Source organism: Sphingobium nicotianae, assembly GCF_018603885.1.
GTDB lineage: Bacteria > Pseudomonadota > Alphaproteobacteria > Sphingomonadales > Sphingomonadaceae > Sphingobium > Sphingobium nicotianae.
In genome coordinates this window covers 80,047-106,321 of the sequence record NZ_JAHGAW010000014.1, presented here as the reverse complement: position 1 = coordinate 106,321, position 26,275 = coordinate 80,047, and the positions used below count along the sequence as shown (strand labels likewise).

18 protein-coding genes are annotated in these 26,275 nt (G+C 63.8%); 9 read left to right on the top strand and 9 right to left on the bottom strand.

Translation table 11 applies throughout. The features are described 5' to 3' along the window. Positions 1-645 carry a helix-turn-helix domain-containing protein gene (locus KK488_RS19215; RefSeq protein WP_214625328.1) on the bottom strand — a complete coding sequence of 215 codons (645 nt, stop codon included), beginning with the start codon at positions 643-645 and terminating at the stop codon, positions 1-3. Positions 646-768: 123 nt separating this feature from the next. Next, positions 769-4,779: a bifunctional diguanylate cyclase/phosphodiesterase gene (locus KK488_RS19210; RefSeq protein ID WP_214625327.1), complete on the bottom strand. Its 4,011-nt coding sequence runs from the start codon at positions 4,777-4,779 to the stop codon at positions 769-771. A gap of 493 nt (positions 4,780-5,272) precedes the next feature. Between KK488_RS19210 and KK488_RS19205 the strand changes: the two genes are divergently transcribed. Genes KK488_RS19205 through KK488_RS21625 form a run of 3 tightly spaced genes read left to right on the top strand, consistent with a single transcriptional unit; the run spans position 5,273 to position 11,087 of the window. Further along, positions 5,273-7,399 carry a TonB-dependent receptor plug domain-containing protein gene (locus KK488_RS19205; protein WP_214625326.1) on the top strand — a complete coding sequence of 709 codons (2,127 nt, stop codon included), beginning with the start codon at positions 5,273-5,275 and terminating at the stop codon, positions 7,397-7,399. Positions 7,400-7,402: 3 nt separating this feature from the next. After that, entirely contained in the window at positions 7,403-8,008 is a 606-nt protein-coding gene (locus KK488_RS19200; protein ID WP_214625325.1) for a TOL_0243 family YfiR-like periplasmic protein, read from the top strand. Continuing rightward, the gene (locus KK488_RS21625; RefSeq protein ID WP_214625324.1) at positions 8,001-11,087 is read left to right on the top strand and encodes a bifunctional diguanylate cyclase/phosphodiesterase; all 3,087 of its coding nucleotides are present in this window, start codon (positions 8,001-8,003) and stop codon (positions 11,085-11,087) included. Before KK488_RS19200 ends, KK488_RS21625 begins: the two co-directional genes overlap by 8 nt. Positions 11,088-11,644: 557 nt before the next feature. Here the strand turns inward: KK488_RS21625 and KK488_RS19190 are convergent. From KK488_RS19190 to KK488_RS19175, 4 genes are read right to left on the bottom strand one after another with little or no spacing between them, the layout of a single operon-like run. After that, complete coding sequence (locus KK488_RS19190; RefSeq protein WP_250890762.1) at positions 11,645-11,992, bottom strand: carboxymuconolactone decarboxylase family protein; 348 nt, start codon at positions 11,990-11,992, stop codon at positions 11,645-11,647. 39 nt (positions 11,993-12,031) lie between these two features. After that, positions 12,032-13,303, bottom strand: a complete 1,272-nt coding sequence (locus KK488_RS19185; protein ID WP_349356938.1) for a TolC family protein — start codon at positions 13,301-13,303, stop codon at positions 12,032-12,034. Further along, complete coding sequence (locus KK488_RS19180) at positions 13,300-13,503, bottom strand: YgaP family membrane protein (RefSeq protein WP_214625323.1); 204 nt, start codon at positions 13,501-13,503, stop codon at positions 13,300-13,302. The genes KK488_RS19185 and KK488_RS19180 overlap by 4 nt, the downstream gene beginning before the upstream one ends. Before the next feature lie 31 nt (positions 13,504-13,534). Further along, positions 13,535-14,815, bottom strand: coding sequence for an NAD(P)/FAD-dependent oxidoreductase (locus KK488_RS19175; RefSeq protein WP_214625322.1), 1,281 nt, complete (start codon positions 14,813-14,815; stop codon positions 13,535-13,537). Positions 14,816-14,902: 87 nt separating this feature from the next. On the opposite strand from KK488_RS19175, the gene KK488_RS19170 reads away from it, so the two are divergent. Genes KK488_RS19170 through KK488_RS19155 form a run of 4 tightly spaced genes read left to right on the top strand, consistent with a single transcriptional unit; the run spans position 14,903 to position 19,826 of the window. Then, positions 14,903-15,244 (top strand): rhodanese-like domain-containing protein, encoded by a 342-nt coding sequence (locus KK488_RS19170; protein WP_214625321.1) that lies wholly within the window; start codon positions 14,903-14,905, stop codon positions 15,242-15,244. 18 nt (positions 15,245-15,262) lie between these two features. After that, positions 15,263-16,294: an efflux RND transporter periplasmic adaptor subunit gene (locus KK488_RS19165; RefSeq protein WP_214625320.1), complete on the top strand. Its 1,032-nt coding sequence runs from the start codon at positions 15,263-15,265 to the stop codon at positions 16,292-16,294. Next, a complete protein-coding gene (locus tag KK488_RS19160; RefSeq protein ID WP_214625319.1) occupies positions 16,291-19,506 on the top strand; it encodes an efflux RND transporter permease subunit in 3,216 nt (1,071 codons plus the stop codon). The genes KK488_RS19165 and KK488_RS19160 overlap by 4 nt, the downstream gene beginning before the upstream one ends. Beyond that, positions 19,503-19,826 carry an ArsR/SmtB family transcription factor gene (locus KK488_RS19155; protein WP_250890760.1) on the top strand — a complete coding sequence of 108 codons (324 nt, stop codon included), beginning with the start codon at positions 19,503-19,505 and terminating at the stop codon, positions 19,824-19,826. Before KK488_RS19160 ends, KK488_RS19155 begins: the two co-directional genes overlap by 4 nt. A gap of 297 nt (positions 19,827-20,123) precedes the next feature. Here the strand turns inward: KK488_RS19155 and cydX are convergent, their stop codons facing one another. The 3 genes from cydX to KK488_RS19140 are packed head-to-tail and all read right to left on the bottom strand — an operon-like array spanning position 20,124 to position 22,986. Further along, positions 20,124-20,234, bottom strand: coding sequence for a cytochrome bd-I oxidase subunit CydX (gene cydX, locus KK488_RS19150; RefSeq protein WP_214625318.1), 111 nt, complete (start codon positions 20,232-20,234; stop codon positions 20,124-20,126). Positions 20,235-20,251: 17 nt separating this feature from the next. Continuing rightward, a complete protein-coding gene (gene cydB, locus KK488_RS19145; protein WP_214625317.1) occupies positions 20,252-21,400 on the bottom strand; it encodes a cytochrome d ubiquinol oxidase subunit II in 1,149 nt (382 codons plus the stop codon). An 11-nt stretch (positions 21,401-21,411) separates the two neighbouring features. Next, the gene (locus KK488_RS19140) at positions 21,412-22,986 is read right to left on the bottom strand and encodes a cytochrome ubiquinol oxidase subunit I (RefSeq protein ID WP_214625316.1); all 1,575 of its coding nucleotides are present in this window, start codon (positions 22,984-22,986) and stop codon (positions 21,412-21,414) included. Positions 22,987-23,095: 109 nt separating this feature from the next. On the opposite strand from KK488_RS19140, the gene cydD reads away from it, so the two are divergent. After that, entirely contained in the window at positions 23,096-24,673 is a 1,578-nt protein-coding gene (cydD, locus tag KK488_RS19135) for a thiol reductant ABC exporter subunit CydD (RefSeq protein ID WP_214625315.1), read from the top strand. After that, positions 24,670-26,262, top strand: coding sequence for an ATP-binding cassette domain-containing protein (locus KK488_RS19130; protein ID WP_214625314.1), 1,593 nt, complete (start codon positions 24,670-24,672; stop codon positions 26,260-26,262). The genes cydD and KK488_RS19130 overlap by 4 nt, the downstream gene beginning before the upstream one ends. Positions 26,263-26,275 lie beyond the last annotated feature (13 nt).

The following is a 26,275-nucleotide window of genomic DNA, read 5'->3' as shown; positions in this document are numbered from 1 at the left end:
TCATGCGGCAAGCAACTCCAGCGCATCCCATCGCAGAACGCGAAAATATCGACAGCCCGAAAATTCGATGATCTCCGATGCCTGAAGATGCGAGACCGTCCGCGACACCGTCTCGATGGCGAGGCCCAGATAGTCCGCCATGTCCTGGCGGTTCATGGGCAGGGCAACGCGCGCGCTGGAGTTTCGGGGGGCGATGCTGATGAGGAACCTGGCCACACGCTCGCAGGCCGAGGTGCGGCCCAGGAACAGAAGATGCTCCTGCGCTTGCTCGAGCTCGCGCCGCATGGCCTCCCAGATGGCGTCGTCGAGTTCATCGTCGCCGCCGTGGAGCTGGATCGACGATCGTTTCACGACCCGAAAGCTGCAATCCGACAGCGTTTCCGCAGAGAAGCGGTGCACCGGGCCCGTGGTGAGGCCGATCAGATCGCCCCGGGAATAGAAATTGCCGATCTGGCGCCGACCGTCGCTGAGCATTCGCGTGGTCCGCACGGCCCCCGACATCAGACCATAGACGAGATCGGCCTCCTCATCCTGGCCGAAGATTTCGACCCCTTTCGGGAAGGTCATCCGCACACCGAGCCGCTTCACGGCCAGCGCCATCGCGGGCGCATTAAATTCGATTCCGTTCGAAAGCGCATGCGTCATGGCAAGATCCCTGCAAACCCGGCCGACTGTTTCACCCCGGCAACTCTCCAGTGCATTGCACAATTGAGTATGCGATGTTGATTGTACCGCGACTGCTATTCCTTGTTCAATCGCAAATATGGTTCACGCATCCCCCAATTTGGTTACCTTCGATAAGGCGCAAATTTTGCCGACCTTTAATATGGCTGTGGTGTCTTCAACTGATAACGGACGGGCGAACAGGTAGCCCTGTACTTCCTGACATCCCCATTTTTTCAGCATCTTCGCCTGAACTTCGGTTTCGACACCTTCCGCGATGACATTCATCTCCAATTCCCGCGCGAGTCCGATCGTCGCCTTGATGATGGCGGCGTTCTCGGGAATGCTCTCCAGATCGGCGACGAAATTCTGCGCGATCTTGACGCGATTGCTTGGAAAACGAATCAGATAATTGAGTGAGGAATAGCCGGTGCCGAAATCGTCGATTGCGGTCGTGATCCCGGCCGCGCGAAGGCGCGAGAGGACATCGCTATGTTCCCGGGTCACCTCCATCAGGACGGTCTCCGTCAATTCGAGTTCCAGCGACTGTGGCGGCAACCCGGTCTTCGAGAGAATTTTCGTGATTTCATCTTCCAGCGCGACCGGCGTCTTGAACTGCAAAGCCGAGACATTCACCGCCATGCGCACTGGCGGCAGGCCCATATCGAGCCAGATCTTGGCCTGCCGACAGGCTGTCCAGAGCACCCAGTTGCCCAGCTTTGCGATGACGCCGATCCGCTCGGCTATGGGAATGAACAAGTCCGGACCCAGCACGCCGCGCACGGGGTGACGCCAGCGCACCAAGGCCTCGACGCCGGTGATCTGCCCGCTGCCCAGTGCCACCTGGGGCTGGTAGAGCAGGAAAAGGTCGCCGGCATCGATCGCTTCGCGAAGCTCGAACCCCAGCTTGACGCGCAACTGGACTTCCCTGTCCATCTCGTCGGTAAAGAACCGATAGCCGCCGCGCCCGTCGGATTTGGCCCGATAGAGCGCGACGTCGGCATAAGAGAGCAATGTTTCCGCATCGGGCGCATCGGCGCCGAACATGGCGATACCGAGACTGGCGCCGCTATGAACCTCGTGCCCCTGCACGATGAACGGCGCGCTCAGGGCGTCGATGAGCTTGTCGGCCAGGATCGCCGCGTCCGTCGGATCCCTGATATCGGCGACGATGATCGCGAATTCATCGCCACCGAAGCGGGCGACGGTATCGGTTTCCCGCGTGTGGGATCGCAGCACGCCGGCCACTGCCTTCAGAAGTTGATCGCCGATCGGATGGCCGAGCGTGTCGTTCACATCCTTGAAATGATCGAGATCGAGATAGATGACGGCGAAGCTGCTGACGCCGCGCTTCGCCGATGCGATCGCATGCTCCAGGTCTTCGACGAAGACCGCCCGGTTCGCGAGTCCGGTCAGGATATCCTCGCGGGCCGATCTGTGCGCAATTTCCGCCGCGCGCTTGCGCTCGGTGATGTCGCGGAAAAACCAGGCCCGGCCGAGATATTCCCCGCTCGGCGCTTTCAGCGCGACCGTATATCGTTCGAGCGATCGCTGATCGACCGTTTCCAGATCGTCATAGCCATCCTCGTCGGGATGGTCGTAAAGATACCGCACGCGCTCGATGAACCTGGACGACTCCTTCACCGACGACTGCACCTTCGCCAGTATGACATTGTCATCGCCGGCGAGCAGATCGGCCTGCGGAACATTCCATATCTCGATGAACCGCTGGTTGAAGGAGATGATCCTGGCCTGCGCGTCGACGATCAGAATGCCGTCGAGCGATGCCTCCATCTGCGTCTTGAGAAGCAGATTGGCAAACTGGAGCTTTTCCTCCGCCCTCTTGCGCTCGGTGATATCCCTCAGGATGCCGATGGCGCTCGTGCGCTCATCCAGCTTCGCGCCGGCCAGCGAAATTTCGACGGCGATCTCCACGCCATCCTTGCGCAGCGCCGAAAACTCGGTCGTTCTGCCGACCAGTCTCCCCTGCCCGGTTGCTCCGAAGGTTTCCATGCCTCGCGCGGCGTCTTCTCGAAACTTGGGCGGAACGAGAAGATCGTGGACTTCCCTGCCGAGCGCTTCCGCCGCGCTATAGCCCAGAATGCGCTCCGCCGAGCTGTTCCAGAAGTCAATCTTGCCACTGCCATCGACGACGATGATCGCGTCCTGGGCAGCCGTGGTGACGGCCCGAAAGCGTGCCTCGCTTTGCTCCAGCGAGCGCGAGCTCGCCTCATGCACCATCACCGATCCGACAATGTCGCCAAAGATGTTCAGCATGTCGATCTCGGTCTTGGTCCACGCGCGCACGCACCGGCATGAATCGACGGCGAGAGCGCCCCAGAACGTCTCGCCGACGAAAATCGGGACGATCAACGAGGATTGAATCTGCAGGCGCTCCAGGAAGGCGCGAACGTGACCCTCGCTGGAACTCAATTGGGTCGCAACGCTCTGATGGTCGCGAAGGGGCGCGATCCAGGCGTTCATGATGGGATCCTCGACGGGCTGGCCCAGCAGGGCGACCGCATTGAGCCGAGCCTCGACATCCTCGGCCTGCCAGACATCACGCACGATCGGCGCCTGTCCCTCGGCCGGGCGATCCTGCATGACGACCACGCGGTCCACACCAAGGCTTTTGCCCACCAGGCTCAGGGACTCGGGCATCGCCTGATCGAGCGATCCGGCCTTGACGAGAATGCCCGTGCCGAGGGTCACGGCGTGGAGCAGTCGATCGCGATAAGCCAACGCCTCGCTCGCCACCTGGCGCTCGGTAATATCGCGAGCAATGAAGGAAACGCCGATCACCTTTCCCGCCCCGTCCCTGTTGATCGAGACGGACATCGAAACCGGTATCAGCCTGCCGTCCTTGTGCCGGCGCACGGAGTCGAATGGCTCGATATTGTCGCCACGCTGCAGCGCCAGCAAGTTCCTCCGCAATTCCTCGTGCCGGCTTTCGGGAATGATCATTCTGATGTTTTTTCCGAGGACTTCCCGGGCATCATAGCCGAACAGCCGCTCGGCGCCGGGATTCCAGCTTGTGATCACACCGGTGGCCGTCTCGGATACGATCGCGTCTCTCGAACAATCCACGATTGCCGCGAGCGCCGACCTTTCCATTTCGTTCGTCGTGCGCTCGGTCACGTCCTGTATGATCGCCATGAGCCGTTTCGGGCGATTTCTGGCATCCAGGGCGGCCCGCGTGTTCACATGGACATGCTTGATCGCGCCGTCGTCCATCTTGAGCCGGCAGTCGAAATCCTTGCTGGCGCCGGTTTCGATATAATCGGCGATGAGTGCGCGCACGACGTCCTGGTCGTCTGGACTGACCCGGGATACGAGCGTTCCCGCCGACGGTTCGAATGTGGCGGGATCGACACCGAAAATTTCGAAAATCTCCGGCGTGCAAAGGATCTTGTCGCGCGCGACATCGAGCTCGATTGCACCCACGAGCGCAGTTTTCTGCGCCTGCGCCATCAATGACTCGCTGACCTTGAGTTGCTCGAGCAATGTGGTCTGGCCGACCCTCAGCCGGACGTTTTCGATGATCGACCGGTTGACGCTGCGGCCGGCCGCGAAAAGGGCAGCGGTGAATATCGCAACCGTTGTTCCCAGCGCGACCTGGCTCATCTGGGACCGGCTCAGCAATATGAGGATGACGGGCAGAATGGTCGGCACCATGAATGCGACCATTGCCGGCAAATAGGGGGAATTTGTCACGACGCCTCCGGCCATCACGCCGGAGAGCAAGAGAATGACGAAGACATGATAGGAGGTGTCGGATGTCATGAGAATGACGGAGGCGAAGCTGCCCCATAGGCAGGCTGTCCCGAAGGCCCCCGCCAAGGAAACCCACCTCCAATTCTCGCTCCCGCCGCCGGCCTGGAGGCGACGCCGCAGCAGATAGCGTACACCGATGATTCCGAAGAGCAGACCCAGCCAGGTCACCAAGGCCCAGGCGGGATAGAGCGGCCAGAACACCGCGCTGGCGATGCTGGCAACGACCAGATTGATGAGCAGGTCCGCGCGTCGACGCACGAGCAGACGAAGCTGCTCAGCGGCTACCGCAGCGTCCAGTTTGCCGCCGCCTTCGCCCACTACGCCAACCTGATTGTCCGACACACTCGGCTCCCTTGGAGGGCCATCCGGCCAACACGTCCAATCGGAAGATCGAATTTCAACGAGCAGCCGAATTCTTTTCCGGGCTGCCGTTATTTGACTATGAGCATATGCGATTCCTCCGACAACGCAAAGCTCATTCCCCAATGCGCTGAAATAGCCTGAGACTAAGGCGTGGCGTTTTAACTGAATTTTCCATGTAGAGATCCAGCGTGTCGCGTCTCACCGCGATCAGCTGAAGATACGTATCATGATACTGGTATCGCGCTATCGACTCGTACGCCGGTTGAAAGCATTGTCTCGCTGTCAGGGAAGAAGCATCCTCCTCCCTTATCTATCTCACGAGCAGTCCAGATTAAGTCCCATTTTCCAACTTTAGTTTCCAAAATCTCGCCGGATATGATAGTTGTCTTGGCACAACAGCTCAGGTGATTGGGGCAGATCACCACAAGGTGTGGTCTGATCGAACGCCGGCGGTCCGGGTAGGATCTCGCGCTTGACGTCAACGTCTTCGAAAACGGTCTTTCCCGGCAGAGGCTGGAAGCCGGCGCACCGGAGGACGGGGCTGGCCGCGACGCTGGCCTGCGCATCGGCGTTGGTCGCCCCCCTAGATCCGTCAATCGCCGTCCCCACCACCTCAGGCACCCCCGATACGCAGGCGCCGTCCGACCAGGATGGCGATACCCCTCAACTGCTGGACCTCAGCCTGGATCAGCTGATGAACATCGAGGTGACCAGCGTCAGCAAGAGGCCTGAGTCGCTGGGCGGCGCGGCGGCTGCCGTCTATGTCATCACGCAGGAAGACATCCGCCGCTCCGGCATGTCTTCGGTCCCGGAACTGCTGCGCATGGTCCCGGGCCTGCAGGTTGCCCGTTTCTCCGCCCACGATTGGGCTATCGGCGCACGCGGCTATGACGTTGCCTTTCCCGGCAAGATGCTCGTGCTGGTAGACGGGCGCTCGGTCTACACCCCGGTCCTTTCAGCGGTCCTGTGGGACCTGCATGAACTGCCGCTGCAGGATATCGAGCGCATCGAAGTGATCCGCGGCCCCGGTGCGACCATCTGGGGCGCCAATGCGGTTGACGGCGTCATCAACATCATCACCAGAAACGCCAGGGACACCCCCGGCCTGGTGGCGAGCGCCAGCGGCGGGACGTCGGATGACGGCACGGTCGCGGTCAGCTATGGCGGCAAGCTGTCCGACAGCGCCTTCTACCGGGTCTACGGCAAAATCCTCAATCGGGCTGCGCTCCGTACATCGACCGGGGGCGATGCGGGGGATAGCTGGCGTCAAACCCGGGGCGGCGTGCGTCTCGACTGGACTCCGTCCGCCGCCGACACCCTCTCCATGAACGCCGAATATTATGACGAGCGGGCCAATAGCCTGGCGCTCTTTCCGAATCTGACCGGACCGATCGTGGCCACGCCACAGGTCCAGATCAACCGCGGCGGTCACCTTCTTGCCAACTGGAATCACCGCTTCTCGCCAGCCTCCGACCTGACGGCGCAAGGCTATTACGACAAAGTGCACACCCAGTTCATCAACGCTGACGTCAGGTTCGACACCTATGACGTGGAACTGCGCCATCACGTCGTTCTGGGCATGCGGCACGACCTGGTGTGGGGCGGCGGCTATCGCCGGATCACCTACGATTCGCGAGCGACTCAAGTCATTTCCGTCTCGCCGCCGAGCGGCGGCGAGACGGTCTATAATCTCTTCACCCAGGACGATTTCGCCCTGACCGGCAGGCTCCACCTGATCGCTGGCCTGAAGCTGGAGCACAATAGCTATACCGGCTGGGAGAACGAGCCGACCTTGCGATTGAGGTGGAGCATCGCGCCTGATCACACCGTCTGGGCCGCGGTCTCGAAGGCGGTGCGCACGCCATCGTTCGGCGACGAGTTCGCCCGTGCCAATCTTGCAGTGACGCCGGCATCGCCCACGGCGCCGCCGGCATTGATCGCAGTTTTCGGCAATCCGGGCGCAGTGGACGCGGAGCGCCTGACCTCATGGCAGGTCGGCTACCGTGGCGCCATCGAGGACAATCTGGCGATCGACGCCTCGGGTTTCTACAACCGGTATACCAAAGCCCAGTCGGTCACGACCGGAACGCCGTTTCTGGAATCGTCCCCGCCGCCGACGCATCTTGTCGTCCCTCTCGTATACCGCAATCAGGCAGCCGGCGAGCTCTATGGAATGGAGCTCGCGATCCGCTGGCAAATCCTCCGCACCTGGCAACTGTTCGGTGCCTACAGCCTCAATCTGGGAGATATCAGGCCCGTCGATCCGTCTGCGGCACTCCTGGTAGGACGAGGGCCGCACCATGGATTTCAGATTCGATCCCAGCTCGATCTGCCGGGAAGAACCGAGTTTGATGCGGCCATTTACTATGCCAGCGAATACCAAGTCGGCGACTTTGACCTGGCAAACAGCGCGTCAACCGCCATTCCGGCCTATGTCCGCCTCGACTTGCGCTTCGGCTGGTGGGCGAGTGATCACCTGTCCTTCAGTCTCTCTGGCGAGAATCTGTTGCAGTCCCGCCACCCGGAATCCTCGCCAACTCTAAGCGTCCAGACCGAGGTTCCGCGCACGGTCAACCTGACGGCCACAGCGAGGTTCTGAGCCATGAGACGGCGCCCGGAAAATCAACTCAAGGCGGACATCGCGGCAAAGGGCGCAGCGAGACTGCTCAAGCCACTTTTGCCATTCTCTTTCGTCGCCGGCCTTCTGGTGCTCCCCTCCCCCGCCTTCTCCGCCGCGCCGGCCGGCGAATATCAGGTCAAGGCCGCCTTTCTCTACAACTTCGCCAGGTTCGTCGACTGGCCCGCGCAATCCCATCGCCCGGGGGTCCTGGCGCTCTGCATCGTGGGGACAGATCCGTTTGGCGGCGACATCGATGTCGTCGCCGGCAAGCCGGTGGGAAGCGACAAGCTGAGTGTTCGGCGGGTAGACGCCGACGATGTGGCGGATTGCCAGATTATCTACATTGCCGGCTCGGACACCGCCACGCTCGGCAAGGTGCTGACCGGGATCAGGGGCCGGCCGATCCTGACCGTGGGCGACTCCAGAGGGTTCGCGGAGAGCGGCGCGGTGTTCAATTTCTATCCCGAAAACAACAAGATCCGCTTTGAGGTCAACATCGATGCCGCCCGCCGCACGGGTCTCTCGATCAGTTCCCAACTGTTGAGGCTTGGGCGGATCACGCGAGATAAGGGTCGTACCAGTGGCTAAGAAATTCTCCTTCGCCGACCAGCCGATCGGCCGCAAACTGTTGCTGGTGTGCCTGCTGGTGACGGGTGTGATGCTGTTCGCACTCTCGGGATTGGCGATCACCAGAGAAGTGACGGACTGGCGACGGCAGACGCTTTCGGAACTGAAATCGAGCGCCGGAATCATCGCGGCCAACACCGCGCCCGCGCTCCTGTTCGATGATCGCAAGGCCGCCGCCGACACGCTGGCGGCCTTGTCCGAGGTGCCCAACGTGATGTTCGCGGCGGTCTATGACAAAGAGGGCAACATGTTCGCCACTTATGGCGCCAAAACCGGCGGACCGGGGCGGTTGGCTTCATCGCCTCAGGAGACCGATTATCAGTTCTCGGGCAACTCGCTCGTCCTCAGCCAGCCGATCCGGTTCAAGGGCGAGCGGCTCGGCACGATCTATCTGAAGTCGGACCTGCGGCGGCTGATTTCCAGCCTGCTGTTGGCCGGCGGACTGACTCTCGGCATCGCGGTGCTGGCCTTCGGCTTGGCGACCTGGCTCTTCCTGAGGCTGCAGCGCGGCATCCTCAAGCCCATCATCGACCTGTCGGAAGCCATGATCAGCGTCACGCGGGATGGCAACTATGCCATACGCGCCCAGCCCGGCAACCAGGACGAAGTCGGCGCGCTGGCGCTCTCGTTCAACGACATGCTCGAGGTGATCCAGGATCGCGACAAGCGGCTGGCCAACCAGCAGACGATCCTGGAAGAGACGGTGCGCGAGCGGACGGCGGAACTCAACCAGTCCAATCAGCGTCTGGGCGAGGAACTTGCCCAGCGCAAGGAGGCGCAGGAAGCGCTCGTCGCCCACGACGCCATGCTGAAGGCCGTGACGCACGGCGCCGCCGAACTGCTCGGTTCGATCAATCTGGACGAAGCCATCGCCGCCGTGCTCGAACTGATCGGCCAGACCCTGGCCGTGAGCCGGGTTCAACTGGGCCCGATCACCTCGGATCGAAACGGCCATCTGCGATCGACGATCCGCCACGAATGGTGCGCGCCGGGCCTGCGCGCCATGATCGACGACGCGATGTTCCAGGCGCTCGACCTCAATATCGCCCTTCCCGCGACGAGAGCGGCAAGTCTGATCGGGGAACGCAGCACCGTGACCCTCGACAATGTCGCCGGTCCGGCCCGCGAGGCGTTCGAACAGGCGGAGATGCGGTCGATGCTCATCGTTCCGGTGATGATCGACGGGAAGCTGTGGGAGGCGCTGTGGTTCATCGATTCGAGCGCGACAGCGCGTGCCTGGAGTTGGGCCGAGACCGATACGCTGTCCACCCTGGCTGGTCTGATCGGGATCTCCACGATGCGCGCGCGCTACCTGGCGGAGCTCGCCGATGCCAACACGATCGTCCAGAACAGTCCGACGGTGCTATATCGATTGAAGGGCGAACCGGCGCTGCCGCTCACCTACATATCCAGCAATGTGAGCAAGTTCGGCTACAGCGCCAAGACATTGCTGAGCGGCGACACCTCATTCCTCCACCTGCTCGACAAGCTTATCCATCCCGACGACCGGTCGAGATGGGTCGAGGCGATGGGCAATGTCATGGACAAGAAGGGCGGAGCGGCGTCGATCGAGGTGCGCATGATGCTTCCCACCGGATCGTTCCGCTGGCTGGAAAACCGCTACTCGCCGGTGCGCGACGAGGTCGGGCGGCTGGTCGAGATCGAAGGGATCTTCACCGACATCACCGAGCGCAAGGCGGCGGAGGAGAAGATCACCCTCCTCGCGCGCACCGATTCCCTCACTGGCCTCGCCAACCGCGCCACCTTCGTCGAACGCATGCATCAGGCCTTCATCGCGGCCGGCCGGGGCGGGATGCCGTTCGCCGTTCTCTATCTCGATCTCGATCACTTCAAGGACATCAACGACACGCGCGGACACCCGGTGGGCGATCTGCTGCTGCGCGAGGCCGCCGATCGACTGAAGAACCGGGTGCGCGATACGGACCTTGTCGCTCGACTGGGCGGCGACGAATTCGCCATTCTTCAGGCAGACATCAGCGAGCCTTCCGCCGCAGGTTCCCTGGCCACCGAAATCATCGGCGTGCTCAGTGCGCCCTACGACATCGGCGGCGCCGCACTGCGGGTCACCGCGAGCGTCGGCATTTCCATCTACACCACCAAGTCGATCGGGCCGGACGAGTTGCTGGCAGAGGCGGACCTGGCGCTCTATCGCGCCAAGGAGGAGGGTCGCAACCAGTATCGGTTCCATTCCGTCGAGCTCGACCAGGAAGTGAACGAGCGCGTCACGATCGCCGCCGATCTCAGACTGGCGCTCACGCGCGACGAACTCTTCCTGCACTATCAGCCTCAGATCGAGCTGGCGAACGGTCGGATCATCGGCATGGAGGCGCTGGTGCGCTGGCGCCATCCAACCCGTGGCATACTGGTCCCTGCCCAGTTCATCCCCGTCGCCGAGGGCGTCGGCGTCATCCAGGATCTGGGTCGCTGGGTCCTCGACAAGGCGCTGACACAGATGAAACTCTGGCAGGACGAGGGGGTGGCCCCGCCGGTGATCGCAGTCAACGTGTCGTTGCTGCAGCTCAAGAACGGCACCGAATTCATCAAGGACGTGACCGCCCTGCTGGCCAAGACCGGGGTCAACGCCAACCAGCTCGAACTGGATGTCACCGAGTCGATGCTCGCCCAAATGACCCTCGCTCGAAACCCGATACTCGACCGCCTCACCGAACTGGGAGTCAAGATCGCCCTTGACGACTTTGGCGGCGAATATTCATCGTTCGAATATCTGCGCGCCTATCGGGTAAGCCACCTCAAGGTGGCGCGGGACTTCATCGAACGCGCCGGTCAGGACGACGAAAAGGCCAAGACCGTCCGCGCCATCATCGGCGCTGCCCGCGAATTGGACATCAAGGTGATCGCGGAAGGGGTCGAGACGTCCGAACAGCGCGAGATGCTGCTGGCGCTCAGCCCCAAGACCCGTGGCCAGGGCTTCTACTTCTCGGAAGCCGTCGCAGTCGACCGCGCCACCGAACTGCTCAAGGCCGGCAGCATCATCGATCGCAGCGGAGTGACGACCTGACAGGATTCACCCTTTCGGCCGCCACGAGTCAGAATGCCCTCTACTGGAAGACTGGCCCCGAATTTGGGCCGTCATCCCACCCTCGCCTCCAAATCAAAAGCTTGTCCTGCGTGAGCGGAATCAGTGCTCCTGCGGAAGCAGGAGCCCAGGGCGGTCAGGGTCGTCGATTGTGCGCTGGTTCCTGCTTTTGGGGGAACATGCTGGTTCAGTCTAACAGGACAGACTCTAGGCGGCGTGGACAAATTCGAACGACGGCCATCCGGTATTTAATCCCGGAAGCGGATTGTCAGGACGCGACGACTTTTCGCACATTTAGTTCCTCCCCGAGCTTGTCTCGGGGAGGGGGACCACCCGAAGGGTGGTGGAGGGGAAATGGACCGGCCTTCCGCGTTCGGCGGCCCCTCCACCGCTTCGCGGTCCCCCTCCCGAAGACAAGCTTGGGGAGGAATAGGTGTGCCCGCTCCCACAACGTTTCGGCCATCCGTCATCGAGTGCCAGCGCTTAAGAGCGGAAATCATTGAAGCGGGAATTTGTCCACGCCGTCTAGGCAACCGCGATCATTGCTTTGGCGCTTCGCCGCCAGCTTCGGCGGCGAACTGATCGAACGCTTCCACCGCTTGCGCCGCATACATCAGGCTTGGGCCCGCGCCCATGTAGAGCGCCATGCCCATCGTCTCCATGATTTCGTCACGGGTCGCGCCCTGCCTGACCGCCGCCTGCGCATGAAAGGCGACGCAACCATCGCAACGGATCGCAACCGAGATGGCGAGCGCAATCAGCTCCTTCGTCCTGGTGTCGAGCACGCCCGCCTCGGTGGCGGCACGCGCCATCGCCGAGAAGGCTTTGGTCACCTCGGGGCTGCCCAGGCGCACTTCCTTGATTGCGCCGGTCAGTTCAGCGGCCATGGCGGGCCAGTTCTTGTGCATCATGCTTATCCTCATGGTTCAGGGGCGACCGAGCAAGGCGGCGAGCCGATAGGCCGCCACGATGCGGTCTGTGCCCGCGCGAATGGATGCCGCCTCGGCGGCAATCGCCTCCCGCTCGGCATCGAGCAGGTCGAGCTGAGGCTTCATGCCGACCCGTACCTCATGGCGAACGCTCTCGAGCGCCTGCGTCGCCGAACCGGCCTGGTCGCTCGCGGCCTGTTCGACGAGCTGGGCGGTGCGCACGCCCTGGAAGGCGGAAATGACCTGTTCCTCGACCTGCATGCTGGCCGCGCGCATCCGCGCATCCGCGGCGCGGACCTCGCTGCTCGCCTCCGAAACCCTGCCCGACACGCGGCCGCCGCTGAAGAATTCCCAACGCGCCCGGATGCCAACAGTCGCACTGTCCGCGCGATAATCCGGGAAAAACTGGTCGCGCACCGTTCCGGCTTCGGCAAAAGCACCGACGGTGGGCAGCTGTTCGGCGCGCGCGCCGCGCGCTGCGGCCTGTGCCGCGCGCAGGCCGGCCTGGGCCTGGACGAGCTGAGGGTTGCTGCGCATCGCTTCCTCCACGGCCTCATCGAGCGTTCCTGGAAGCGGCGGATTGGCGGGCAAGGGTTGCAGATCGACGGGCTCGATCCCTGCCAGGTTGGTAAAACGCGCGCGCGCCGAGATCTGCATGCCCTGCGCCCGGGCCAACCCTGCACGGGCCTCGGCCAGACGCGCGCCGGCCTGCGCGACATCGGTGCTCGGACTTTCTCCGGCCCGATAGCGCAGCCGTGCCTGGCGCTCGATCTCTGTGGTTTCGGTGAGCAACCGTTCGTAGAGGGACAGCATGCGGGCCGCCGTCAGGACGTCGCCATAAGCCTGTGTCACGGCCATGGCGAGCTGAGCGCGTGCGCCGCTTTGCCCCGCCTCTGCGCCCGCGATCCCCGCGCGTGCCCGATCAATGCCCGCGCCAACCCGCCCGCCGGTGAAGAGCGGCTGTTCGACCACCACCTGCGCGGCGCGCGGCGTGACGTCAGCGGCGCCCAGGTTGAAGAAGTTCTGGGGATCGAGGCGGCCATAGCCGATCGTCCCGCTCAGCGTCGCGGTGGGAAGCCGCCCCGACCGCGCCTGCTCGAGGCGAGCTTTGGCGGCGTCGGTTTCCGCATCGGCGACCACGATCTCGGGCGCGTGGCGCAGTGCCGCCGCAATCGCTTCCTCAAGCGTCGCGGCGCTGGCCGCGGTGCTCGCCGCAAGAAAAACGGCGAGTCCCAGCGTCAGACGAACGAACCGGCAGGATCGGCTCACTTGAAGGCGGTCCCCGGCCGAACGCCCATCGCCTTGAAGGCGATCGCGGCGGGGCAGAAGCCGGTGAAGCCGGCCTGGATCATGTTGAGACCCGCGAAAGCCGTGAGCGCGATCCACCAGGGGTGAATCGTGAGAGACAGGACGATGCCCAGAAGGACGACACATCCGGCGAAGATCATGACGGCGCGATCGAGAGTCATTGTCGCATTCCTTGCTTGTCGAGAATGAAGGTCACATCCGCAGCTTGCGGATGCCCATGACATGGAGGGCGAGCTTCTCGTAGAAGGGCTCGCTCTCGCCCTTGCGCACCTTGCGCAGGAAATATTTCTCGAAGCCGATCTTGGCGAGGTGGACCCATTTGCCGCTCGCCGACCAGTTGACGTTGCGCGGCGGGATTTGCGGCTGCGCCACGAAGGCGACGCCGCCATCCCCGAAATCGGCGAGGCAGACGGCGTTCCAGGTCGCTTCGGCCGTGGGTTCCTTGCCATCCAGGACCATGTCGAGGTTCGCGGCGATTGCGGTCACCATGCTCTCGATCATGAAGCCGGTCTTGGGCACGCCCACTGGCACGGGCGTCGGCCCCGTCGGCGGAATGGCCACGCAGACGCCGAGCGCGAAGATTTCGGGAAAGGCCGGGTTGCGCTGGTGCTTGTCCACGAGGATGAAGCCGCGCGGATTTGTCAGCCCCTCGATGCCGCGCACCGCCGGTACGCCCCGGAAGGCGGGAAGCATCATCGAGAAACCGAAGGGCAGGTCGTGGGTCTTCTTGACCGCGCCGTCCTCGCCGACTTCCTCGACATGCATCATGCCCGCCTCGACCTTTGCGACCTTGGCATTGGTGATCCATTTGATGTGCCGCTCACGCATCTCGCTTTCGAGCAGACCCTTGGTGTCACCGACGCCGTCGAGGCCGAGATGGCCGATATAGGGCTCGGCGGTCACGAAGGTCATCGGCACCTTGTCGCGGATCTTGCGACGGCGCAGCTCGGTGTCGAGGATCAGGGCGAACTCATAGGCCGGTCCATAGCAGGAGGCGCCCTGGACGGCGCCGACGACGATAGGCCCCGGATTTTCGACGAAGCGCTCGAAGGCCTCGGCCGCTGCGGAGGCATGGGCCGTCTGGCAGATCGAAACGGTGTGACCGCCATGCGGCCCCAATCCCTCGATTTCATCAAATGCCAAATCCGGTCCGGTTACAATTACAAGATAATCGTAATTGACTGAACTGCCATCGTTGAGCTCCAGTCGCTTTTCCGAAGCATGGAGGCGCTTGGCACCCAAAGCCGTAAAGCCGATCTTCTTCTTCGCGAAGATCGGCGGCAGATGCACTTGGATCGCCTCCGGCTCGCGCCAACGGACTGCGACCCAAGGGTTCGAAGGCACGAAGGAGTAGGTTTCCGATTCGGAAACCATCATCACCTCCGCGCGCCCTTTTACCGCGGCGTTGATTTCATAGGCGGCGATCGTTCCGCCCAGCCCGGCGCCCAGCACCACGATTTTAGGCTTGTCCATGAGTTCCTCTCACGCTCCTCGACAACTGACTTGACGAATATAACGATTACACGATATATGCAATATATAAATTGAAGGAGACTATCCATGTTTGGATTCGGTAAGGCAAAGTCCCATCGGGAAGTCCGGCCCCTGGAGCTTCAGGGCATGCTCGCGGACGGTTCCGCGCTCCTCATCGATGTGCGTGAACCGGACGAATTTGCCGCGGGCCACATTGCCGGTGCAGTAAACATGCCTTTGTCGACCTTTTCACCGCGTAATGTTCCGGATGCCGCCGGACGAACCGTCGTGCTTCAGTGCGCGGGCGGAAAGCGGTCCGGCATGGCGCTCGATCGCTGCAGCGAGGCGCAAGCAGCGATCGACACGCATCTGGGCGGCGGGATCGGCGCCTGGAAAGAAGCCGGTCTGCCGATCGTCAGCGGCAAATAGGAGCGAAAGGGTCGGGGGATGCGCAGGACGACGACATGGACATGGCTGGCAGGCGCAACGCTCGCGCTGGCCTCCTGCGGCGGCAAGGAGGCCGCCGAACAGCCCTCCGCGACGCTCCCGGCCGGTGAGGCGCTCAGGCTTGCGACCAGCGACATTGCTGACATGAAGGCGGTGGGCGCGGAGATCACCACGCGCGATTCTGCCGAGGCGCTCGCGCGGATACCGGGCACGCTCGCCAGCCTTTCGGTCCGCGAAGGCGATATGGTCCAGAAAGGCCAGCGCATCGGCATGGTCGTCGATGCGCGCCTCGGCTACGAGACCAGTGCCTATGGCGCCCAGGTCGCCGCCGCACAGGCCGAAGCGGCGCGCGCGCGCGGCGACCTCGCCCGCATCCAGGATCTCTACAACAACAAGGTCTATGCCAAGGCACGTCTCGACCAGGCAGTCGCCACGTCGCGCGCGGCCGACGCGCAGGTCGCGGCGGCACGTGCGCAGCAAGGCGCGAGCGCCAGCGTGGCCGGGCAAGGCGCGATCCTCGCGCCAGCCAGCGGCCGGGTGCTGCGCGCAGACATCCCGGCCGGATCGGTCGTCGCGCCGGGCATGTCGGTGGCGACAATCACCGCCGGCCCCCCCCTTCTGCGGCTCGAACTGCCGGAATCGCTTGCCGGACAGGTGCATAACGGTGCGCAAATTCTGGTTGCGCAAGGCGATCTGCCCGACGGGTCGCGTCGCGGGCAGGTGACGCAGGTCTATCCCGCCGTCACCGGGGGCCGGGTGCGTGTCGATGCGACCGTGCCCGGTCTTTCGACGCAGCTTGTCGGCCGCCGCGTCGGCGTTTCGATCGAAGTTGGCCGGCGCCGTGCCCTGGTCGTGCCGCGTCGCTTCGTCTCGACCCGCTACGGCATCGACCAGGTCGATGTCGTGACGGCCGACCGCCGCGTGAGCGCCGTGCCTGTCCAGGTAGCGCCCACCGCCGACCCCGACCGGATCGAGATACTGAGCGGCGTCGCGGCCGGGGACACGCTTTTCCTGGCGGGCGCGCGCAAATGAACCTCGGCATCTCAGGGCGGCTGACCCGCGCGACCATCATGTCGCCGCTGACGCCGCTGTTCCTGATGGCAGCAATCGCGGTCGGGCTCCTCGCGCTCTTCTCGATTCCGCGCGAGGAGGAGCCGCAGATCAGCGTGCCGATGGTCGACATCCAGGTGATGGCGCCCGGGCTCGCCGCTGCCGATGCCGTCGAGCTTGTCGGTATTCCGCTCGAGACCATCGTCAAGAGCGTCGATGGCGTCGAGCATGTCTATACCCAGGCCGAAGATGACGGCGTGATGGTGACGGCGCGCTTCGTGGTGGGATCAAATCCCGAGGATGCAGCGACCCGCATCGACGAGAAGCTGCGCGCAAACTGGGACCGGATTCCGGTCGGAATCCCAGACCCCAAAGTCACGGTGCGCGGAATCAACGACGTACCCGCGATCGTGCTGACGCTCACGCCCAAGCCTGGCGCCGCCGGGCAATGGAGCGATCAGGCGCTCTACGATCTCGCCACCAAGCTGCGCACCGAGATTGCCAAGGTCGACAATGTCGGCCTGACCTTCCTGACCGGCGGCCGCCCCGACGAGATCAGGATCGCGCCGGACCCGGCGAAGCTCAACCAATATGGCGTGCCGCTCGGCAGCGTCATCGAAGCGGCCGGTCAGGCCAATCGCAGCTTTCCGGCAGGCAGCATTCGGGAGGGCGGCCGGGCGGTCTCCGTCACCGCCGGCCGCACTTTGTCCTCGGCGCAGGAAGTGGGCATGCTCACAGTCCGCTCGGCGCGCGGGGCGCCGGTCTATCTGCGCGACGTTGCCGCCGTCAGCCAGGGGCCACGCGAGGACCAGTCCCGCGCGTGGCGCTGGGCGCGAGCGGGCAATCAATGGTCGAGCGCGCCCGCGGTCAGCATCGCCATCGCCAAGCGGTCGGGCGCCAATGCGGTTGTCGTATCCCAAGCCGTGCTGTCCAGGATCGAAAGCCTCAAGGGCAAGCTCATCCCCGATGGAGTCGATGTCGCGGTCACGCGCAACTATGGCGCGACGGCCAACGAGAAGGCCAATGAACTGCTGTTCCATCTGGCACTCGCTACCATCTCCATCGTCGTCCTGATCGGCTTTGCCATTGGCTGGCGCGAGGCCGGCGTGACCGCCGTCGTCATCCCCACCACGATCCTGCTTACCATGTTCGCCTCCAACCTCATGGGCTACACGATCAACCGGGTCAGCCTGTTCGCGCTGATCTTCTCGATCGGCATCCTTGTCGACGATGCCATCGTCATGATCGAGAATATCGCCCGCCATTGGGCGATGCCGGACGATCGAACCCGGACGCAGGCCGCGATCGAGGCTGTTGCCGAGGTTGGCAACCCGACCGTGGTCGCAACCTTGACCGTTGTCGCTGCGCTGCTGCCCATGCTGTTCGTCTCGGGCCTCATGGGCCCCTACATGGCGCCGATCCCGGTCAACGCCTCGGCGGCGATGGTCTTTTCCTTCTTCGTCGCGGTCGTGATCGCGCCCTGGCTGATGGTTCGCTTCGCGCGCAAGGCGCTGGCGGACGGGACGGCGCATGCCGGCCACGCGCATGACGAGAGTGGTGGAAAGCTCGGCCGGCTCTATGCCCGCGTTGCCCATCGCGTGATCGACAGCCGTGCCTCGGCGCGCAATTTCCTGATCGCGGTCGGCGTCGCCACGCTGCTCGCCTGCTCGATGTTCTATTTCAAGGCCGTGACCGTGAAGCTGCTGCCGTTCGACAACAAGTCGGAGCTGCAGGTGGTGGTCGACATGCCCGAGGGTACGAGCCTGGAGGCGACCAGCCGGACGCTCGAGGACGTGGCGACCGTGGCGCGCAGGCTGCCGGAGGCAACCGCGATGGAAGCCTATGCCGGGACCTCCGCACCGTTCAACTTCAATGGCCTGGTTCGTCACTATTTCCTGCGCAACAAGCCGGAGATGGGCGACGTGATGGTCGCCTTGCTGCCCAAGGGCGAGCGCGACCGGTCAAGCCACCAGATCGCGCTTGCCCTGCGCCAACAGCTCAAGGCGCTGAAACTGCCCGATGGGGCATCGGTAAAGGTCGTCGAGACACCGCCCGGGCCGCCCGTGCTCGCGACCCTGCTGGCCGAGATCTATGGTCCCGATGCGCAGACCCGGCAGCGCACCGCGACCGAACTGGAAAAGATCTTCCGTTCCGTCCCCTATATCGTCGATGTCGACAACAGTTTCGGCCAGCCTCGGCCTAAATTGCGCCTGATCCCGCAGCGCGATCGCATCGACTATTACGGACTCTCGGATCGTCAGGTCGCGGACAGCATCGGCGCGCTGATGGGCAACCAGACGGTCGGCTATGCGCCGCGCGGCCAGGGCCGCACGCCGCTGCCGATCACCATCGCGCTGCCCCAATCGGCGCGAGGATGGTCGCAAACGCTGGCCAGCACGCCGGTCGCCGCAACGCCGGCCGGCCAGCTGATCGAGCTGGGCGCGGTCGTGGACGCGCGCGACGAACAAGGCAGCCCGGCGATCTTCCGGCGCGACGGCCGGTTCGCCGACATGGTTACGGCTGAACTGGCCGGGGCATACGAAGCGCCGATCTATGGCATGCTCGCCGTCGACAAGGCGGTCGACGCCTATGACTGGGCTTCCAAGGGCCTCACCAAGCCGATCATACGCCTCAACGGCCAGCCCGACGATGAGTCCGTCACGTCGCTGCTGTGGGATGGCGAGTGGGAAATCACCTGGGTCACCTTCCGCGACATGGGCGCGGCGTTCATGGTCGCGCTGCTCGGCATCTACATCCTGGTCGTGGCGCAGTTCCGCAACTTCAAGCTGCCGCTGGTGATCCTGACGCCCGTCCCGCTGACCCTGGTCGGCATCGTCATCGGGCACATGCTGTTCTCGGCGCCTTTCACGGCGACCTCCATGATCGGGTTCATCGCGCTCGCCGGCATCATCGTGCGCAACTCGATCCTGCTGGTCGATTTCATCCGGCACACCGCGACACCGGGCAAGCCGCTGCGCGATGTGCTGATCGAGGCGGGCACGATCCGGTTCAAGCCGATCGTGCTGACGGCGGCCGCAGCAATGATCGGCGCGGCGGTCATCCTGACCGATCCGATCTTCCAGGGTCTTGCAATCTCGCTGCTGTTCGGCCTTGCCTCCTCGACCCTGCTCACCGTGCTCGTCATCCCGGCGATCTACGTCGTGCTGCGGGATGACGGGAAAAGCGCGACATGATGATGGCCTTGGGTGCCGCCGAAATGCTCTGCGAGCGTGCGACGGAAATCGCCGGCCTGCTCGGCCTGATGGCCAATGAGCAAAGGCTGCTGCTGCTGTGCCGCCTGCGCGAGGGAGAGGCGCCGGTCGGCGAGCTGGTAAACTTGTGCGGCCTCTCCCAATCCAGCGTTTCCCGGCATCTGGGCAAGATGCGAGAGGGCGGCCTCGTGCGGAACCGCAGGGAAGGCACGACGATCTATTACAGCATCGCCAATCCAGACGCGGATGCCCTGATCGGATTTCTCTGCGATAATTTCGGTCCGAAGGACGTGCAGGCGTAGAGCGCCTCGCCCGACTGGCTACGCAGGCGCATTGCTCGCGCTGCGGGTCCATAGGACAGCCGCTCGTCTAGAGTTTGTCCTGTTCGGATGGAACCGATCCGTTCGTGTTGAGCGAAGTCGAGACACGTTAGCGCGGTGCCGACGTGTCTCGACTTCGCTCGACACGAACGGAAGCGATGGTTCAATCTCACCAGGACAGTCTCCAGCCGCGCCCGCCAAGGTCAATCTCCGTCGATGTAGCGACCGCAGACCCGGAACCGCATGACGGCTGGCCCAAGCTAGGACATGGCCCGCGCATTACAACGTCATGTCTTCGTCCGGGTCGGAATGGAATTCATGCCAGAGTCCATTGAGAATGCCGAAAGCCACGGCCAGGCCAAGACCCAATATCCAGCTGAAATACCACATGGTTCATGTCCTAAAGATCAGTAGAAGTCCGGGTTGGTGCCGACTTCCTTGAGCGTGACGCGCCCGAACAGCACCCTGTAGGCCCACGCCGTGTAAAGAAGCACGATGGGCAGGAAGATCAACGTCACCAACAGCATGACGAACAGGGTCAAATGGCTGGAAGACGCATTCCACACGGTCAGGCTGGAGGCCGGATCGATCGAACTGGGCAGAATGAAGGGAAACATCGACAGGCCGACGGTGGCGATGATGCCGAGCGTTCCCATCGACGATCCTCCAAATGCCAGCACCTCCCTGCCCGTCCGGATCCCGGCAAGCGCGATCAGCGGCCCGGCAAACCCCAGCACCGGCGCGAGCAGCGTCCAGGGATGGAGCGCATAATTATCCATCCACGCGCCGGGTGCGGCGATCATGGCTGTCAGGTGCGGGTTGGATGGCCCTGTCGACGCAACCACCCCCTGGATGCGAAACCCCATGCCCCCGCGCGCCACGATCACGCCGCCGACGGCGAAGAGCAGGACGGACAGGATCGCCGCGATCTGCCCGAAACGCCGGGCGCGATCGTGAACCGCACCGCGTTCGATCTTGATCGCCAGCCAGCTGGCGCCGTGAAGGACCAGCATCGCCACCGAGAGCAGGCCGGCCAGCAGCGAGAAGGGGTGAAACAGCCCCAGCAGCGAGCCCTCGTAAAAGGCGCGCAAGTCGCCATCCAGACGGAAGGGAATGCCGGTCAGCACATTGCCCACGGCCACGCCGAACACCAGCGCCGGCACGAGCCCGCCGACGAACAGCGCCCAATCCCAGCGACTGCGCCATGCGGCATCGGGTTTCTTGGAGCGATATTTGAAGCCGACGGGGCGCAGGATCAGTGCGGCGAGCACCAGGAACATGGCAAGGTAAAAGCCCGAAAAGCTCACCGCATAGACGAACGGCCAGGCTGCGAAGATCGCGCCGCCGCCCAGGATGAACCAGACTTGATTACCCTCCCAGGTGGCGCCGATCGAATTGATGACCATGCGCCGCTCGGCGTCGGTTTTGGCGACGAACGGCAGCAGGGCGGCGACGCCAAGATCGAACCCGTCGGTCAGCGCGAACGCGATGAGCAAGATGCCCATCAAGCCCCACCAGATCAGGCGAAGTGTCTCATAGTCGATGGGAGGCACCATGATCGCTCTCCTTATTCGGCGGGCAGCGGCGCGTAGCCCTGCCCCGATGCAGCGGCATCCGACGGCTCATCGCCGTGTTCCAGCGGCCCCTTGCGGATCGTCGCCAGCATGAGCCGCACCTCGATCACCGCCAGCGCGCCATAGAGCAACGTGAAGCCGATGATCGTGGTCCAGAGCTGGCCAACGGTCAGGCTGGAAGCACCGAGGAAAGTCGGCAGGACGCCCTCGATCGCCCAGGGCTGACGCCCGATCTCGGCAAGCACCCAGCCAAACTCAGCGGCAAGCCAGGGAAGCGGTATGATCCAGACAGCCGCGCGCAGGAACCAGCGCGCGTCGAAACGGCGGACAGTCGAGAAATAGAAGGCGAGCACGAAGAAGCCGATGAAGAAGAAACCAAGGCCTGCCATCACCCGGAACACCCAGAACATGACCGGCACGTTGGGTACCGTGGACCATGCGGCCTGGACGACCTGATCCGGCGTGGCCTTACGCGGGTCGGCGACATAGCGCTTCAGCAGCATGGCATAGCCCAGATCGAGCTTGTGCCGTTCGAACTGCTCGCGCGCGACCATGTCGGTGGGATTGGCCTTCAGCTTCTCGACCGCGTCATAGGCCTGGATGCCGTTTTCGATCCGGCCCTGCGCCTTGGCGACAAGTTCGGTGATGCCCTCGACCTGGCCGGTCAGGCTGCGGGTCGAAATCAGGCCCAGCACATAGGGGATCTTGATTTCATAGCGCGTGTCCCGCCCTTCGAGGCTGGGTATGCCGAAGATGGCGATGCCGGCGGGCGCAGGTTCGGTGTGCCACATGGCTTCCAGCGACGCCAATTTCATCTTCTGGTTGTCGGTGAGCGCGTAGCCGGATTCATCGCCCAGCACGACGACCGAGAGCGACGACGCGAGACCGAAAGCGGCAGCGACGGTGAAGGATCGCTTCGCGACCGCCACCCATTTGCCCTTGAGCAGATACCATGAAGAGACGCCAAGTATGAAGACGGACGCCGTCACATAGCCAGCGCTCACGGTATGGACGAACTTGGCCTGAGCGACGGGATTGAACAGGACCGCCATGAAATCGGTCACTTCCATCCGCATCGTGTCCGGGTTGAACCGCGATCCCACCGGATGCTGCATCCAGCCATTGGCAACGAGAATCCACAGCGCGGAAAGGTTCGAACCGAGCGCCACCATGAAGGTCGTGAAGAGATGCTGGCGCTTCGACAGCTTGTCCCAGCCGAAGAACATGAGGCCCACAAAGGTTGCTTCGAGGAAGAAGGCCATCAGCCCTTCGATCGCCAGCGGCGCGCCGAAGATATCGCCGACATAGTGCGAGAAATAGGACCAGTTCGTGCCGAATTCGAACTCCATGGTGAGGCCGGTGGCCACACCGAGGACGAAATTGATCCCGAACAGCTTCGACCAGAAGCGGGTGACCGTCCGCCAGATTGGCCGGCCGGTCATCACATAGATGCTCTCCATGATGACCAGCATGAAGGACAAACCGAGCGTGAGCGGCACGAACAGAAAGTGATAGAGCGCAGTCAGAGCGAATTGGAGGCGCGAGAGCTCGATTACAGCCATATCCATCTTGGTAACACCTCCGGACGGCAACTGGCGGCTCGATCGCACGGTCGAGTCGATTTCGTTTAACCAATAGAGTTAATTATGTATATGAGCAAGCAGCCTTGACCCGACGATGCGCGCGACACCCCCTTCCCTCCTCTGGTTTGCCGACGGCGCGGCGGCCATCGCGATGGCCGCCGCGCTCGCCTGCGCTGCGCATTTTGGCATCTCCGCATTCGACCGCCCGGGGTTTCTGGCCTCTCTGGCGGGGCTGATCATTGCGACGATATTGCGCGCGAGCGTTCAGCTGGCGGCGACAGGATCCGGCCAGAAGGCGGCGGTGACAGCCAAGCATGGCTGGCGGCGGCGCGCCTTTGCCGCGGTTCTGACGGCCCCTGCCGGTTCACGGACCATGCTCGGGGAACAGGTTGCCGACGCCACGGACCGGATCGAGGATCTGGACGGCTATCATGCCCGCTTTTTGCCGCTGCGATTTGCGGCGGTGGCGACGCCCCTCCTGATCGCCGCGGCGGCAGCGGCAGCGAGCTGGGTGGCGTCGGCGATTCTGCTTGGGACGCTGCTGCCCTTCGCGCTGGGGATGATTCTGGCGGGCACGGCCGCGAGCCGGGTTGCGGCCCGGCAACTCGACATACTCGGTCGGCTGTCCGGCCTGTTCATCGATCGCGTCAGGGCCCTGCCGATCATCATCGGTTTCGGCGCGCAGGAGCGGATCGGCCGACATCTGGCCGGGGCGACGCAGGAGGTTGCCACGCGCACGCTGGCCGTCCTGCGCATCGCCTTTCTTTCGAGCGCGGTCCTGGAATTCTTCGCAGCCCTCTCGGTTGCCCTGGTGGCGGTTTATTGCGGCTTCAACCTGCTCGGATTGCTTCCCTTCCCGGCGCCCGAGAGGCTCGATCTGGGCCGGGCCTTGTTCGTGCTGGTCCTCGCGCCGGAATTCTATCTGCCGATGAGGCGCTTGGCTGCCGCCTATCACGACAAACAGGTCGGCGAGGCTGCGATGCAACGACTTGCAGCGCTGCCCTCGCCCTTGCCCGAGCCCTCGCCCGCTCTTGCGCCTTTGCTGCGGCCGCCGGCGATCAGAATCGAAGGTCTGACAGTCGATTATGGCGAGCGGCACGTGGGGCCATTCACAATGGATATCCCTGCCGGCCGCATGACCGTAGTCTCCGGGCCGACCGGCAGCGGAAAGTCCAGCCTGCTCAACGCCTTGATGGGCCTCGCGCCCGCAACGGCGGGTGACATCCAGATCGATAGCATGTCGCTCGCGATGCGAAGCCTGGGCGGACAGGCCAGTTGGACAGGTCAAAGCATCGCACTTCTTCCCGGCACGATCTTCGATAATATCCGGCTGGCGCGCCCCGGCGCAAGCGATGCGGACGTGGCGGATGCGGCACGGCGCGCCGGCCTCCTCGCCTTCATCGCGGGTCGGAAAGAAGGCCTCGGCACCCGGGTGGATACGCGCGGTTCGGGCTTGTCGGGCGGCGAGCGCCGCCGGATCGGCATCGCCCGCGCACTGCTGCGCGACGCCCCCCTGTGGTTGCTCGATGAACCGACGGCTGATCTGGATCGCCAGTCCGTCGACCTGATCATGCACGAAATCCGCAAGGCATCGGCGGGGCGCACGGTGCTGATCGTGACCCACGATCCTGGCATAGCGGCAATGGCCGACCAGCATGTGAGCCTGGCATGACCGGTTCGGACCTCGAGGCTCTGCTGTCGAGCGCCAGTCGCGAGCAGCGAAGTTCGATGCGCGTGGCGATTCTCTACGCGATCTTGGCGGCTGTCAGCGCCGTCACCCTGCTGGGACTGTCGGGCTGGTTCATCACCGGCGCCGCTCTGGCAGGCCTCGCAGGCGTCGCCGCGGTCCAGGCGTTCAACTATCTTCTGCCCAGCGCCGCCATCCGCCTGCTGGCGATCGTCCGAACCCTCACCCGCTACGGCGAGCGCCTTCAGGGCCACAAAGCGGCGCTCCTGACGCTCGCCGCCGTACGGGCGGGTCTCTTTCAGCGCTTCGTCGGGGCGCCCGACCTGAGCCGTGCCTCCGGCGACATGGCTGCGACCTTGCTGCAGGATGTCGAGGCGATCGAGGACCGCTTCATCCGGACCCCCGCCACGCTTGGATCACTCGGAGGCGCGGGTGCCGCGCTCCTTCTGTGCGGGGCTGCGGGCTGGGCGTCTGCACTGGCGCTTCTTGCCATCCTCATCGTGACGCTGGGGGCATCATCACTTCTGGCCCGTCGCCTGCTCCCTGCTCCGGCGCGCCAGATTCAGGAAGCTATTGCCCGCCTGAAGCATGATGTCGTGGAATATGCCGTGTGCTCGGCGGAACTCGTTGCCTATGCGATGCGCGAGACCGTCGAGGATGAACTGCACGGCCGTGCAGCGGCTCTCGACCGGGTCCGGTTCGCATTTACCCGTGGCGAAGCCATGCTGGCGGCATTCGTCACGCTGATGGGCGGTGTCGCAATGGCCGCGGTCATCGGTCTCTCCGATGCGTCGCTTCCCGTGACAATGCTGGCCGGACTTGCCGCCGCCGGGGCGATCGAGGCCATAGGGGCAGGGGTGCGCTCCATCGGGCGCGATGCGACGGTCGCTGCCGGGATTGACAGGCTCTCCGCCCTGGTCGCCCGGACGCCCGAGCCGCCGCTGCAGGGAACACGCCTGCCGGGGACCCGGATCACGATCGGGACGGGTGCCGGGGTGATCGCGATGCAGCCGGGCGACAGGCTGGCGATTACCGGCCGATCCGGCAGTGGAAAGACCAGCTTCCTGTCCTGCCTCGCGGGGCTGCAGGACAGCTGCGCCCTGGCCGTGTGCATCGATGGCCGTCCGCTTGCCAACTGTGCGGCGCAGGATCGCCGGCCGCTGTTCGCGCTCTCTCCGCAGGACGCGCAGATGATTGCCGGCACGATCGCCGACAATCTCCGGCTCGCGCGCTCCGGCTTGTCCGAGGCAGCGCTCTGGGATGCTCTCGCGACTGCTTGCCTTGCCGATGAGGTCCGCGCCATGCCGCAAGGCTTGATGACCTGGATCGGAGATGGCGGAACGCGGCTTTCCGGTGGCCAGCGCAAAAGGCTCTCCCTGGCGCGGGCCCTCCTTGCGGGGCGTCCATGGCTGCTGCTGGACGAACCAAGCGAGGGGCTGGACGTGGCGACCGAGCAAAAACTGAAGGATAATATCATCGCCTGGCTGGACCGGACACAGTCAGGGCTGATCGTTGTCACCCATCGCCCGGCGATGCTTGCGCTGGCAGACCGGCAGCTGACGCTGGCCGGCTAACGGGCCTCTGCCC

Excerpts from the sequence above, each read along its gene's own strand:
- KK488_RS19215 (WP_214625328.1), bottom strand. The coding sequence starts at position 645 with ATGACGCATGCGCTTTCGAACGGAATCGAATTTAATGCGCCCGCGATG.
- KK488_RS19200 (WP_214625325.1), top strand. The coding sequence starts at position 7,403 with ATGAGACGGCGCCCGGAAAATCAACTCAAGGCGGACATCGCGGCAAAG.
- KK488_RS19190 (WP_250890762.1), bottom strand. The coding sequence starts at position 11,992 with ATGGCCGCTGAACTGACCGGCGCAATCAAGGAAGTGCGCCTGGGCAGC.
- KK488_RS19180 (WP_214625323.1), bottom strand. The coding sequence starts at position 13,503 with ATGACTCTCGATCGCGCCGTCATGATCTTCGCCGGATGTGTCGTCCTT.
- KK488_RS19175 (WP_214625322.1), bottom strand. The coding sequence starts at position 14,815 with ATGGACAAGCCTAAAATCGTGGTGCTGGGCGCCGGGCTGGGCGGAACG.
- KK488_RS19170 (WP_214625321.1), top strand. The coding sequence starts at position 14,903 with ATGTTTGGATTCGGTAAGGCAAAGTCCCATCGGGAAGTCCGGCCCCTG.
- KK488_RS19165 (WP_214625320.1), top strand. The coding sequence starts at position 15,263 with ATGCGCAGGACGACGACATGGACATGGCTGGCAGGCGCAACGCTCGCG.
- KK488_RS19160 (WP_214625319.1), top strand. The coding sequence starts at position 16,291 with ATGAACCTCGGCATCTCAGGGCGGCTGACCCGCGCGACCATCATGTCG.
- KK488_RS19155 (WP_250890760.1), top strand. The coding sequence starts at position 19,503 with ATGATGATGGCCTTGGGTGCCGCCGAAATGCTCTGCGAGCGTGCGACG.
- cydX (WP_214625318.1), bottom strand. The coding sequence starts at position 20,234 with ATGTGGTATTTCAGCTGGATATTGGGTCTTGGCCTGGCCGTGGCTTTC.
- cydB (WP_214625317.1), bottom strand. The coding sequence starts at position 21,400 with ATGGTGCCTCCCATCGACTATGAGACACTTCGCCTGATCTGGTGGGGC.
- KK488_RS19140 (WP_214625316.1), bottom strand. The coding sequence starts at position 22,986 with ATGGATATGGCTGTAATCGAGCTCTCGCGCCTCCAATTCGCTCTGACT.
- cydD (WP_214625315.1), top strand. The coding sequence starts at position 23,096 with ATGCGCGCGACACCCCCTTCCCTCCTCTGGTTTGCCGACGGCGCGGCG.
- KK488_RS19130 (WP_214625314.1), top strand. The coding sequence starts at position 24,670 with ATGACCGGTTCGGACCTCGAGGCTCTGCTGTCGAGCGCCAGTCGCGAG.